The 12,165-nt window shown below is 37.1% G+C and carries 12 protein-coding genes; 6 read left to right on the top strand and 6 right to left on the bottom strand.

All coding sequences use genetic code 11. The features are described 5' to 3' along the window. Positions 1–17: 17 nt before the first annotated feature. Genes HMPREF9071_RS09150 through HMPREF9071_RS09140 form a run of 3 tightly spaced genes read right to left on the bottom strand, consistent with a single transcriptional unit; the run spans position 18 to position 1,852 of the window. On the bottom strand, positions 18–401 hold the full coding sequence (locus HMPREF9071_RS09150; protein ID WP_009746346.1) for a VOC family protein: 384 nt from the start codon (positions 399–401) through the stop codon (positions 18–20). Positions 402–425: 24 nt separating this feature from the next. Beyond that, positions 426–875: a GNAT family N-acetyltransferase gene (locus HMPREF9071_RS09145; RefSeq protein WP_009746345.1), complete on the bottom strand. Its 450-nt coding sequence runs from the start codon at positions 873–875 to the stop codon at positions 426–428. Beyond that, positions 872–1,852 carry an HlyD family secretion protein gene (locus HMPREF9071_RS09140; RefSeq protein WP_009746344.1) on the bottom strand — a complete coding sequence of 327 codons (981 nt, stop codon included), beginning with the start codon at positions 1,850–1,852 and terminating at the stop codon, positions 872–874. The genes HMPREF9071_RS09145 and HMPREF9071_RS09140 overlap by 4 nt, the downstream gene beginning before the upstream one ends. A 219-nt stretch (positions 1,853–2,071) precedes the next feature. Between HMPREF9071_RS09140 and HMPREF9071_RS09135 the strand changes: the two genes are divergently transcribed. Both HMPREF9071_RS09135 and HMPREF9071_RS09130 read left to right on the top strand, forming a co-directional pair. Further along, positions 2,072–3,316: an ABC transporter permease gene (locus tag HMPREF9071_RS09135; protein WP_009746343.1), complete on the top strand. Its 1,245-nt coding sequence runs from the start codon at positions 2,072–2,074 to the stop codon at positions 3,314–3,316. A gap of 142 nt (positions 3,317–3,458) precedes the next feature. Then, entirely contained in the window at positions 3,459–4,703 is a 1,245-nt protein-coding gene (locus HMPREF9071_RS09130) for an ABC transporter permease (RefSeq protein ID WP_040358509.1), read from the top strand. Between the two features lie 11 nt (positions 4,704–4,714). Here the strand turns inward: HMPREF9071_RS09130 and lpxK are convergent, their stop codons facing one another. Genes lpxK through HMPREF9071_RS09115 form a run of 3 tightly spaced genes read right to left on the bottom strand, consistent with a single transcriptional unit; the run spans position 4,715 to position 8,818 of the window. Next, positions 4,715–5,728, bottom strand: a complete 1,014-nt coding sequence (gene lpxK / locus HMPREF9071_RS09125) for a tetraacyldisaccharide 4'-kinase (RefSeq protein WP_009746341.1) — start codon at positions 5,726–5,728, stop codon at positions 4,715–4,717. A gap of 27 nt (positions 5,729–5,755) precedes the next feature. Then, positions 5,756–7,777, bottom strand: coding sequence for a recombinase (locus HMPREF9071_RS09120; RefSeq protein WP_009746340.1), 2,022 nt, complete (start codon positions 7,775–7,777; stop codon positions 5,756–5,758). Between the two features lie 45 nt (positions 7,778–7,822). After that, positions 7,823–8,818, bottom strand: a complete 996-nt coding sequence (locus tag HMPREF9071_RS09115; protein ID WP_040358506.1) for a BtrH N-terminal domain-containing protein — start codon at positions 8,816–8,818, stop codon at positions 7,823–7,825. 117 nt (positions 8,819–8,935) lie between these two features. On the opposite strand from HMPREF9071_RS09115, the gene HMPREF9071_RS09110 reads away from it, so the two are divergent. Genes HMPREF9071_RS09110 through HMPREF9071_RS09095 form a run of 4 tightly spaced genes read left to right on the top strand, consistent with a single transcriptional unit; the run spans position 8,936 to position 12,064 of the window. Beyond that, positions 8,936–9,580, top strand: coding sequence for an MBL fold metallo-hydrolase (locus HMPREF9071_RS09110; protein ID WP_009746338.1), 645 nt, complete (start codon positions 8,936–8,938; stop codon positions 9,578–9,580). Continuing rightward, positions 9,580–10,773 carry a heparan-alpha-glucosaminide N-acetyltransferase domain-containing protein gene (locus HMPREF9071_RS09105; protein WP_009746337.1) on the top strand — a complete coding sequence of 398 codons (1,194 nt, stop codon included), beginning with the start codon at positions 9,580–9,582 and terminating at the stop codon, positions 10,771–10,773. The genes HMPREF9071_RS09110 and HMPREF9071_RS09105 overlap by 1 nt, the downstream gene beginning before the upstream one ends. 14 nt (positions 10,774–10,787) lie before the next feature. After that, entirely contained in the window at positions 10,788–11,453 is a 666-nt protein-coding gene (locus tag HMPREF9071_RS09100) for an RNA methyltransferase (RefSeq protein WP_009746336.1), read from the top strand. Then, positions 11,450–12,064 (top strand): viroplasmin family protein, encoded by a 615-nt coding sequence (locus HMPREF9071_RS09095; RefSeq protein WP_009746335.1) that lies wholly within the window; start codon positions 11,450–11,452, stop codon positions 12,062–12,064. The genes HMPREF9071_RS09100 and HMPREF9071_RS09095 overlap by 4 nt, the downstream gene beginning before the upstream one ends. Positions 12,065–12,165: the final 101 nt, after the last annotated feature.

The following is a 12,165-nucleotide window of genomic DNA, read 5'->3' as shown; positions in this document are numbered from 1 at the left end:
AAACTATTAGACAAAGTTTAAATCGTAATCTCCACCATATTGCCATCAGGGTCAAGGACAACACTCTCATAATAACCGTCACCTGTGGTGCGAGGAGCACTAAAACACTCGTAACCTGCGGCTATGATTTTCTGAGTAAGCGCATCAACTGCTTCTTTACTCCCTACACTGAAAGCAAAGTGTATAAGCCCTTCATTCATTATCTTGTCCAAACGTTCACTAAGATTGGGACGCCACATAATTTCTAAGCGAGCTCCACTATCAAAACTTAGAAAGTAAGTATGCAAGTCCGTTTTAGGATTATGGTACAACTCGTTTGATTTTGCCCCGAAGAAAGTCTCATAAAAGGCTTTAGATACTTCCAAATCTTTTACATATAAAGCGATATGATCTATTTTCATAGTGATAATTTATTAATGAGCCAATTAAGCAGTTTTTACCATTTTGTATTTCTTCCTTTCTCCTTCAACAGTGGCTACTACTTTAAAACCAAGTTTTGTATAAAGACCTTTAGCTATGGGGTTGTCATCAAATACATTTAGGCTAATAGAATGAACTCTTTTATCCTCAAAAAGCATTGCGATAAATAACTGCATTGCTGAGGTGCCTAATCCTTTTCCTGTAAGCGAAGGATTGATAAGAAATCTACCAATATGTACGTTGTTCCCTTCTACTCTTATTTGCTGAATCATCCCTATAAAACTACCCTCTGCCTCAATACGAAAGCAATGAGACAAAGCATTGAGTGCTTCTATGGTAAGAGGATAAGACAAAGCATCTCCTGCCCATTGTTGCAAGAAATCAGCTCCTTTGCTATTGGTCCAATGTATAATAGCTTGCTTATCTTTAGTTGATAATCCTTCAGTTATTCTCATTTTTCACTTACTAATACTGACATTCCGGGTCTTAAATCCTTTACTTTTTGAGTGGGGTAGGCTTTGATAGCAAAAGTTTTCTTGTCGAAGTCGCCTTTGCTCTTGGTGGCTGTCCAAGTGGCGAAATCAGCTTGTACGGCGATGTGTTTTACTTCCAACTCTATCTCCTGATTGCCAAGGGCGGGTACGATGCCTTTGAATTTAGTGCCTATCTTGAAATCTGCCATTTTATCTTCGCGTATGTTGAACACCACCCACTCGTCTTGGGTATCGATGAGGTTCATCACAGGGTAACCCGCATTCACGATTTCGCCTTCGTTGGGGATAATAGTTTGTATCTCAGCATCGGCAGGGGCAAACACTTTAGCACCATCTTTATAGGCATTTACCTCAGTAATGACCCCTTGCGCTTGGGCTACAAGGGCTCGGGCAGCGGTTTTATCTTCTACACGAGCTCCGTTTTTCGCCATTTCGTATTGTGATTTGGCTGCTTCGGCTTGTTTTTGTAAGGCAACCATTTGGGTGTAAGCCTCATCTTTCTTTTGAGCGGGCAATACCTTATCGTTATAAAGGTTGCTCACACGCTGATAGGTTTTCTCAGCGAGCTGGGCAGCCGCTTCGGCTTGTTGCCATACATTGTAAGCCCCTTGAATCTGTTCGCTGCGGGCACCGCGTTGTGCTTTGTCGGATTGAGCTTGTGCTGCCAAACGTGCCGCTTCGGCTTGAGAGAGTTTGGCATCGAGTTCAGTGCTTTCGAGTTCCAAAAGGAGGTCACCTTTGTGCACTTGGTCGCCTTCCTGCTTGTAGATAGCTTTCACTCTACCAGGTACTTTGGGGGCAACGTTGATTTGTTTGGCTTCTACTTGTCCTTGCAAATACACAGGTTCGCGATTGCTAAAGAAGTAGATAGAGAGAATAAGAACTACCGCAAACACAGCGATAGTGATAATAAGACCGATGATATTTTTATTTTTCATAGAATGAATAATTAACGCTGCAAAAGTATTGAAGTTTTATTAAATAAAGCCTCTTTCATACGTTAAAAATTTTAATCTATCTTAAATTCGTAAAACAGACATTCTAAAAAAAATGTATTTTTTTCTTCGGATAATTACCATAAAAGTGGTAACTTTGCCCTACTAATAGGAGATATTTTTCTTTTTGACCGAAAAGCTAACAAACAACTATAATATCTTATGGAAACATTGCGTGAAATTATTCATTCTATACAGCAAAACAAAATCCGTACTTTTATGTCCGGCTTTGGGATTATGTGGGGGATTTTCATTTTGGTACTCCTCTTGGGGGTAGGTAAGGGAGTAGAATATGGGGTGCAAGACCTGCTTAAGAGGTTTGCCTCCAAAACAATATTTATTTGGAGTGGGGAAACCTCCATGAAGTATAAGAACATGCAAGAGGGAAGGCAGATTTTCTTCAACAAATACCTCTTGGAAGATATCAAGCGCAAGTTTCCCGAGATAGAAGGACTTTCTCCACGAACAACTATTTCTAAAAATGCTATTTTTGGAAAGAAAAATTACTATACTTCTGTCACAGGAATTACACATGATTATTGGTCTTTCTCGAGTTACAAGATGATAGAGGGAAGCCGCCCTTTCAATCTTATGGATGACAAAAAGGCACGTAATGTGGCTATTATAGGAAAGAAGGTTGCTACCAAGCTCTTTCTTAACGACAATCCTTTGGACAAGTTCATTGATGTAGGGGGAGTGTATTACCGCGTGATAGGAGTGATGAAAAATGATGATATGATTAGTCAGCAAGCAGAATCAGAAATCTTCGTACCCTATCCCAGTTTTACCCGTAATATCCAAGATACTCCCGATATTTCTTCCTTTGGCTTCTATTTGCGTGATGATGCACAAATCTCTGTTTTAATTTTTAAGAAGAAGATAGTCAACTATTTGGCACGTACCCTTCGTTTTGATGAGGATGATCCCAATGCCATCTATGTACAAGCATTGGAGGAACAGCTTTCCAGTATCAATAGTATCTTCACAGGGATCAGTGTCTTTATCTGGATCGTAGGGGCTTGTTTCCTTATTAGTGGGATGGTGAGTGTAACTAATATTCTATTTATTGTAGTCAAGGAGCGTACCAATGAATTTGGTTTGCGTATGGCCATAGGAGCTACTCCTTACCATATTACCATACAAGTACTCTTGGAAGCACTGATTATTACCTTAGCTTCGGGGTTGATAGGGATGTTCTTGGGGGTAGGGGTACTTAAAGTTATCAATATGGTTCTTACGGCTACGGGTGGTATGGGCTTACTGAAAACTACAGAAATAGATATGGGTATTGCCTCCTTGGCAGTCTTTATTATGGTGCTTTCGGGTATCTTTGCAGGTACTTTCCCAGCACACAAAGCATCCAAGATAGAACCAGTAGCTGCTATGCGATATGAGAATAGAGGGTAAGAAGGAGTGAAGAATAGGTGAAAGGGGGCGAAAAAAATCTTACTTTTATTCGGATATTTTCTCAAAAAGTAGTAACTTTTCCCTACCAAATAATATTGTGTTTTGTAAAGAAAAGGATAAACCAACTAATAACTACAATATCGTGGAAACATTGCGTGAAATCATTCATTCTATACAGCAAAACAGAGTCCGTACTTTTATGTCCGGCTTTGGGATTATGTGGGGAATTTTTATCTTGGTACTCCTCTTGGGGGTAGGTAAGGGAGTAGAATATGGGGTGCAAGACCTGCTTAAGAGCTTTGCCCCTAAGTCTATTTTCGTTTGGGGAGGGGAAACCTCTATGAAGTATAAAAATATGCAAGAGGGAAGGCGAATTTTCTTCAACAAATACCTCTTGGAAGATATCAGGCGAAGATTTCCCGAAATAGAGGGACTTTCACCAAGAACTTCTGTTTCTAAAAATGCTATTTTTGGGAAGAGGAACTACTATACCTCTGTAACAGGGCTCACCCATGAGTATTGGTCTTTCTCCAACTTCAAGATGATAGAAGGCAGCCGCCCTTTTAATCTCATGGACGACAGAAAAGTGCGCAATGTGGCTATTATAGGGAAAAAGGTGGCCACTAAGCTCTTCCTCAATGACAATCCTTTGGACAAACTCATTGATGTAGGAGGGGTGTATTACCGTGTGATAGGGGTGATGAAAAATGATGATATGGTGAGTCAAAGAGTTGAATCAGACATATTTGTACCTTTTCCGAGCTTTACTTGCAATATTCAAGATGCCCCCAATATGTCTACTTTTGCGCTCTATTTAAGTGATGATGCACAAATCTCTATCTCCGATTTTTCAATAAAAATAACCAATTACTTGGCACGTAATCTGCGTTTTGATGAAAGTGATCCTAATGCGGTCTATGTACGCGCTTTCGAGGAAGAAATATCTAGTGCTAATAGTATTTTTACGGGTATCAGCATTTTTATTTGGATAGTGGGACTATGTTTCCTTATTAGTGGGATTGTGAGTATAACTAATATTCTATTTATTGTAGTCAAGGAGCGTACCAATGAATTTGGTTTGCGTATGGCCATAGGAGCTACTCCTTACCATATTACTATACAAGTACTCTTGGAAGCACTGATTATTACCTTAGCTTCGGGGTTGATGGGGATGTTCTTGGGGGTAGGGGTACTTAAAGTTGTCAATATGGTTCTTACGGCTACGGGTGGTATGGGCTTACTGAAAACTACAGAAATAGATATGGGTATTGCCTCCTTGGCAGTCTTTATTATGGTGCTTTCGGGTATCTTTGCAGGTACTTTCCCAGCACACAAAGCATCTAAGATAGAACCAGTAGCTGCTATGCGATATGAGAATAGAGGGTAATAAAGAATCTCCTATGATCGCTTATTATTTGAGATATAGCTTTTTATAATGGTATTAAAGTCCTCTTGAGCGGTTTCTGATAGGAAATAAGTTTCAATGGGAAGATAAAAAATTTCAGGAAGATACTCTGATAACCGAACAAAATCCTTTTCGGTAGTGAGGATCTTCCTTTTTTCTTGCAAAAATTGTATTTCTTTGGCTGAAAAATGGTGATGATCATTGTATTGCAAATGCTCAAAAGAAGCATTTTCTCCTTTTAGAAAATGTACTAAAGGAAGGGGATTAGCAATTCCTGTTACCAAAGTAAAGGGAGTTTGTATAAAATTAGTTAGAGGAATCCTATTATCATTATTTGTATATACCATTTCACTATAATGAATCCCTGTGAAAAATACTTTTTGATAGGGGAAGGGATTGAGTTCCTTAAGGATCTTTTGTTGTTCTTCCTTGGAAAGAGAAGGACATTTGGTAACAATAATAACCTGTGCCGCTTTTGAACGTTGAGTTACATCTCTGAGGTTGCCAACAGGGAGCAGAAAATCTTTTGTATACAAGGTAGGGTAGGAGGTGAGTAGTAGTGTAAGCCCTGCTTGAACTCCTCGATGTTGCATAGCATCGTCCAAGAGAATTACCTTTGGGGTGTAATGAGCTAATAAAGTTTCTATTCCTGTGGCGCGACTTTCACATACAGCTATTTTGCTTTGAGGAAATTTGCGATGAAACTGATAAGGTTCATCTCCTAAGCTTAAGGCAGAGGAGAGGTTGTTTGCAAGAGAAAAACCTCTGGTCTTGCGCTTGTATCCACGGCTTAGGATAGCTACATGTTCCTCCCCAATAAGGCGTACCAGGTATTCAATCATAGGTGTTTTCCCTGTCCCTCCTACGGTTAAATTTCCTACACAGATGATAGGGAGCGGATAACTTTTGGACTTGAGCAGATGATGATCATATAGAAAATGACGCAAACGAACTCCTAATCCATAAAGGAAAGCAAAGGGGAAAAGTAAATATCTCAATATTTTCATAAGGTTATTTGATAGAAAAGAGGAATTCTACAGTAGTTTCTTTTTTTGTTTAGGAGGAAAGATAAAACTCATAGGGGCTTTTTTCAAATGCCTGAAAACAGCTTTAATAAGAGAAAAGACTTCCGGAGAAGGGATGTTTCTTGAACGGAATGCTATCCAAATAGAGAGTCCAAAACTGACAATAAAATTGATAAAACCAACAATGATTAGCCCAATAAAAATCCATATCCACATACTCCAAATCAGATAAAAATGTGTACCATAGAGTCCCATAGCTATATTTCCACTAACAAAAGTAATGTGACGGATATCCAGGTCAAGCCCCAAGAAACTTCCTATAGAGAAGGTACTGCCCATAAATACCCCAAACCAGAAGTTGGAGATAATACCAGGATACTTATGTGCTATCCAGAGTCCTAATTTTTTAGATTTTGAAGTGCCAATCATTCGTTTTAAGAAAGGATGTTCTTCTATACGATAGGCAATTTGGTTATGTTTTTGATTATTAGAAACATTCCCCGCAATAATTCCTGAAATGAAGAGAAAAACACCAGCAATAGCCGCATGTAAAATAAGTTTGGAATGGGCAGGACTGGCATCGGAAAGCAATTTCTCCCAACTATGAGCTACAATATTTTCCCCCAAGAACTTGTCTATTCCCCATACAAGTAATAGGGCAACCCCAAAAGCCATAATAACATTCCCTACGAAAGCAATAAACTGAGAGCGCCATAAGCGAGCAAAGAATTCAGCAAATTCACTGTGCTTATCTTCTTCTTTACTTTGTTTCTTCATCCCTTCTTCCACTACACGAGCCACTGTAGTTGCTGTCATAGAAGGTTGTTTGGTGGCTAATGCGGAACCTGTGAGATAGATGAGGATAAAGCCAAAGGCATAGTTCATACTATAAAGAAAAGCATGTCCAAATTCACTAGTATCTACCTTATGGAAGAGTATCTTGAAAATACATAAGAAACCAACAATAAATCCTGCACCAAGACTTGCTCGTAGCATCTTAAAGTAGTCTTTAGCTGTCTCAGTGATATATTTCTCTCCGGTAGAGGCATTGAACTGAGTGATTTCATAGGCAACTGTTTGGGTACTTTCCTTGATAAAGGAGCGAATATTATTCTTATAGCAGTTATATTCTATTAGTTTGAGTGCCATACAGATAGTGTTATCTATCTTATCTTTTTTGGTATTGACAACTAACAAATCTATAAGTATTTTTACCCGTGCTAATTGTTGGTTAATACGAAGAAGTCCCTGATTGACTCGCATGGTAATTCCATACTTAGAAGTATTTTTATAAGCATGTTGTACAAAATCTTGACACTGACGAAAAAGTACCATAAGTTGCTTATAATTGATGTTATTCTCTTGGAGAGGTTCCCCATGAAGAAGATTTTCACGTACTCCTTCAAACTCGCGTTCAAAGCTCAAAAAAGGACTTTCTAAATATCCATATTCAGGTACCATATAGATAATATCCGACTCCAATGAGCGACCACTCATACGCTGGGTAATAAGCCCAATAGCATTACACAATTGATTAAGCCCGTAAGATGAAGTTTGTTCAGAAGCAAAAATATCCGTAAAATTTAACAGTTCAAACAAGGAACGATATTCATTATGATCTATCTTTTCAAGCCATATATAATCAGAAGCTCTATAAAATACTTGATTTAGCACATATTGCAGTGTGTCCTTTTCAGGTTGAAAAGGAATGAATTTTTCCATGATACGTTTTCTTAATTCATAGAAAAAGCTAGAATCTTGTAAAATACCTACTTCGGATATCATTCGCCCAAAGTGACGATTGGAAAGTAAGTTCTTAATATAATCTGATAGAATCCTACAATGGGAAGGATGCTCCTGTAGGTAGCCAATAAGTTCTAACAAAGAAATAGTATGGCTTGCTCTTTTAGGGCGGAAATAACGAACTAAATCATATAATAAATGTAATTCATTATGAGGAAGAAGCGCTTCTCCCTTTATATGTGTTTCAAAGACTTCTTTTACACTATATTGTTTTTTTGTTTTTATCATACAAATGGATAGTTTTTTACAGTACAAAAATAGATAAAATAGTGATTATATTTCCTTTTTAAGTTTTTTAAAAAAGGATTTTTCACGTTGAGCTATTAAATATAATCTTTGTGAGATATCCTCATATACATTGAGCGTATTATTACGATTCTTGTAGAGACGAGCTATCACTACGGCAAAGTCACGCCAAAGGTCTCCTATCTGAGTAATTTCTTGTGAGAGTTCTTTCAATCTTTCATTTTTTAGAATCTCAGAGGCTTCCTGTAAAAAGGCACCATAGATAAAGCGAAATCCACCTCCTCCTGTACCAATTTCTTCCTGCATACGTATCATTTGAACAAGATAATGATTGGTAGTTTTATTTCCTAATTTTTTTTGCCATTTTAGAATGTCTTTGCTTACACGTTCTATTGCTTTTACCCCTACAATAGGTATAGGGGAGAGCATCCAATTGCAAGTGTTCTTAATTCCTTGAACAATAGCTTTTTCTAAGGAGAAAGATTCAGGTAAATGAGTTGGGTAGTATATATGCCCCTTGGGGGACAAGACGCCTTTGGCAAAACGTACTTTCTCGAGCTCCTGTGAACTTAGTTGGGTAGGGTGTTCTATAACAGGATCACTAATAAGATAAGTATCCCCTTTCTTACCATATACAACAAGGTTGTGCGCATTAAAGTGAAAACGGTATTGATCGGGAAAGTAGGGAAGATGAAAAACTCCTACTTGCAACCCTACGGGGATTCCTTTTTGAAGGGTTTGGTCTAAAACTCTTTGAGCTGTTGCTTTTGAGGAAAATTTTTGTCTTTTTATCTGAAATCCTAAACGCTTTGCCACTTTTGAAAAAATCTGTCCAGGCATGGTACGGTAGCTAATGACAGGTGCTTGATTGACTTTTATCCAAGGAAAATAAAAAAATAAGAGACCAGAACCAATTCCAAAAACCATAGGCTCACTAATATCTAATCCATAGTATTTCAATAAATTAGAAGCAACTCCATTCTCACAGTGAGCAGATTGCTTGTGTTCAAATTCTAATTGCATATCTTGATAATAGGGGGCAAAATTACAAAAATTTTTTTTAAAGAATAAGGTATTGGTAGTATTTCTAAAATATAGTATCTTTGCACGCAAAAAATATACATAGTTATTATAGTAAAAATGCTTATTTTACAACAATTTACATTTAATCCGTTTTCAGAAAACACCTATATATTATATGCTCCTCAAGGAGCAGCTTTCCTTATAGATCCAGGCTGTTTTAGCCATAGTGAGGAAGTTATGCTGAGGGATTTTATTAAGCAGAAGAAACTTACTATTGAGAGAATTTTGCTTACTCATGCACATATTGACCATGTTTTTGGTTTGCAATGGGCTTATGATACTTTTTCTGTACCTATTCATCTGCATGTTGCAGAGAAGGAAGTATTAGAGAGAAATCCTCAAGATGCACGACTTTTTGGTTTTGACTTCCCTGCCTTTGAAGGACAGTACACATTTATAGATGAAAAAACAACTTTGTCCCTGGAAGGGATTCCTATTACTATACGTTTTGTACCAGGACATTCGCCCGGAAGTATTGCTTTTTATATAGAAAGTCAAGCAATGATTATCTCTGGAGATGCCCTATTCCATAGAAGTATAGGACGTACAGACCTCTATAAAGGGAACTACCAACAACTCCTTACGAGCATTCGTACTCAGTTGTTTTCCTTACCTGAGCAAACTCAAGTGTATAGTGGTCATGGTATGACCACTACTATAGGAGAGGAAAAGCAACTTAATCCTTTTTTACAAGCTAATTAATGATGAAACCAACTACTTCACGATTAGTCTTTATTGATGTCATTCGAGCTTTTGCTATTTGCATGATGCTTGAGGGACATTTTATTGATGGCTTATTGGCTCCTGAATATCGTGATGAAAACAATTTACTTTTTGCTACATGGCTTTATATTAGGGGGATGACAGCTCCAGTATTCTTTACAGTTTCAGGATTTATCTTTACCTATTTGCTTATTAAAGAACAAAATCCGGAAAAAATGGGGTGGAAACATATACGTGTACAAAAAGGAATTCGGCGGGGAATTTCACTTATTATCATTGCTTACTTGCTAAGGACTAATTTGTTCAATATCTTTTCTGATTATACAGATATGAATGTCAGAATGGTAGATGTGCTTCACTGTATTGGGTTATCTCTCTTATTCCTTATTGCTATTTATCTATTTACTTATAAAAGAAGAGGGTACCTTCTGCCTATTATATTATTAGGAATTACTTTTGTTTTATTTGTTTTTGAACCTATTTATGGACATCTTACATACCAGTACTTACCTATATTTGTAGCTAATTATTTTACGAAGATTAATGGATCTGTATTTACTATTTTCCCATGGTTTGGCTATGCTTCTTTGGGAGGGTTTATGGGTTATTTATTCTATAAAAACAGAGCATATCCTCATCTTTATCGTAATGCTATTCTATGGTATATTATATTAGGGATAATTCTATTGTTTTTTCCCTTATGGATTGGGGAGATAGCTCAAATGATGCATTCACATACATTACAGTTAATTGCCAATGGAGATTATCTAATAAAGCGAATAGGAAATGTGCTTCTCTTCTTTGCTATTTTTATGTTATTGAGAGGAGTTACTACTTCTGCTCGTTTGCAGAAAGTAGGTCAAAATACACTCACTGTATATGTTATTCATTATATCATTCTCTATGGTAGTTTTACAGGATTAGGGTTATATCGTTTCTTCTATCATAGGCTTTCACCCTGGCAGGCAGTGATAGGCGCAATTCTTTTTATCTTAGTAACTATCTTTTTCACATTTATTTATACTAGGAAAGAAGCTTTAATAGATGAAAAAATAGATTTTGTAAGCGAAAAAATATTACTCTTCTTCAAAAAAGCAAACCAATATACAAGAATCCTTTTTTATAGAATAAAGAATAAAATTGTATCGTTTTTTTGTAGGCAAAAATATTAAAAATATATGGTATTATGATTGAAGAACAACATTTGCTTACTTATTTAGAGGGGTTCATTACACAGGAGCGTAAGGAACGATTCTCCCAAATACTTGCACAAAGGACTCAGTACTTTACAGTAGCTATAGAGGATATTTTTCAAATGCATAACACAAGTGCGGTAGTCCGTACTTGTGAGGTCTTTGGAGTACAGACAACTCATATTATAGAAAAAAAATATGGAAAGCGCTTAGATTCCAAAATTGCCATGGGTGCTGAGAAATGGGTAACTATTAAGCGCTATTCTAACACACAATCCTGTATAGAGGAACTTAAGTTACAGGGCTATAGAATAGTGGCAACGGTTCCTGCTCCTTCAGCAATTCCTTTGGAACATTTTAATATTGATGCTAAAAGTGCTTTCTTTTTTGGTACAGAGAGAGATGGACTTTCTCAGGAGGTAATCTCCCAAGCAGATGAATTCCTTACAATTCCTATGGTAGGGTTTACAGAAAGCCTTAATATTTCAGTAAGTGTAGCAATAATTTTACAGTATCTTACTAATAAATTGCGAAAATCTTCTATTAATTGGAGACTTTCGAAAGAAGAAGAATTATTATTGCAATTACAGTGGACAAAAAACTCTGTCCGTAGCCTTACAGATGTCTTATCCCGATATTATTCAACAAAGAAGTTATGACGAAAAAATACTATGTTGTATGGAAAGGATATCAAGTAGGTGTGTTCTCCTCTTGGGAAGAGTGTAAGAAAAGTATCTCAGGCTATCCTACAGCCAGATATAAGTCATTTCCTACTAAAGAATTAGCTGAAAAAGCTATTAAGGAAGATTATAGTCTCTATTGGGGTAAGAAGGAGGTTAAGCCTATATTTACATACGAGGAATATAACCCTAACAGTATAGCAGTGGATGCCGCCTGTAGTGGTAATCCTGGCACTATGTATTATCGAGGAATAGACCTTACTACAGAGGAAATTCTCTTCTCACAAGGTCCTTTCTTACAGGCAACAAACAACATAGGGGAATTCTTAGCTATTGTTCATGCTCTTGCCCTATTATCACAGGAAGAGGGGGAGCGTATTATTTATTCTGATAGTAAAATAGCTATTTCTTGGGTAAAACAAAAAAAATGTAAGACCAAGCTTGTTCCAGAGCATGCCAATAAGAAAGTTTTTGACCTGATCGCTCGTGCGGAGAAGTGGCTGTACACCCATAGCTATCGCAATCCAATCCTTAAGTGGGAGACCCAACTTTGGGGAGAGATACCGGCGGATTATGGGAATAAACGATAAAATAATATTCTGGCGAGCGAGAGATTGACTAAAAATTTCTATCAGTTCCTCAGATATTAGGAATTAGAAGCAATAGTCAAGGATAAGATATTAGAGTAGTG

This window comes from Capnocytophaga sp. oral taxon 338 str. F0234 (assembly GCF_000192225.1).
In the GTDB taxonomy this organism is placed as follows: domain Bacteria; phylum Bacteroidota; class Bacteroidia; order Flavobacteriales; family Flavobacteriaceae; genus Capnocytophaga.
Note: the sequence above shows the minus strand (reverse complement) of the source record. Positions and strands in the feature narration are given on the sequence as shown.

What these genes read in the sequence shown, in the direction of transcription:
- HMPREF9071_RS09150 (WP_009746346.1), bottom strand. Translation starts at nt 401, where the DNA reads ATGAAAATAGATCATATCGCTTTATATGTAAAAGATTTGGAAGTATCT.
- HMPREF9071_RS09145 (WP_009746345.1), bottom strand. Translation starts at nt 875, where the DNA reads ATGAGAATAACTGAAGGATTATCAACTAAAGATAAGCAAGCTATTATA.
- HMPREF9071_RS09140 (WP_009746344.1), bottom strand. Translation starts at nt 1,852, where the DNA reads ATGAAAAATAAAAATATCATCGGTCTTATTATCACTATCGCTGTGTTT.
- HMPREF9071_RS09135 (WP_009746343.1), top strand. Translation starts at nt 2,072, where the DNA reads ATGGAAACATTGCGTGAAATTATTCATTCTATACAGCAAAACAAAATC.
- lpxK (WP_009746341.1), bottom strand. Translation starts at nt 5,728, where the DNA reads ATGAAAATATTGAGATATTTACTTTTCCCCTTTGCTTTCCTTTATGGA.
- HMPREF9071_RS09120 (WP_009746340.1), bottom strand. Translation starts at nt 7,777, where the DNA reads ATGATAAAAACAAAAAAACAATATAGTGTAAAAGAAGTCTTTGAAACA.
- HMPREF9071_RS09115 (WP_040358506.1), bottom strand. Translation starts at nt 8,818, where the DNA reads ATGCAATTAGAATTTGAACACAAGCAATCTGCTCACTGTGAGAATGGA.
- HMPREF9071_RS09110 (WP_009746338.1), top strand. Translation starts at nt 8,936, where the DNA reads ATGCTTATTTTACAACAATTTACATTTAATCCGTTTTCAGAAAACACC.
- HMPREF9071_RS09105 (WP_009746337.1), top strand. Translation starts at nt 9,580, where the DNA reads ATGATGAAACCAACTACTTCACGATTAGTCTTTATTGATGTCATTCGA.
- HMPREF9071_RS09100 (WP_009746336.1), top strand. Translation starts at nt 10,788, where the DNA reads ATGATTGAAGAACAACATTTGCTTACTTATTTAGAGGGGTTCATTACA.
- HMPREF9071_RS09095 (WP_009746335.1), top strand. Translation starts at nt 11,450, where the DNA reads ATGACGAAAAAATACTATGTTGTATGGAAAGGATATCAAGTAGGTGTG.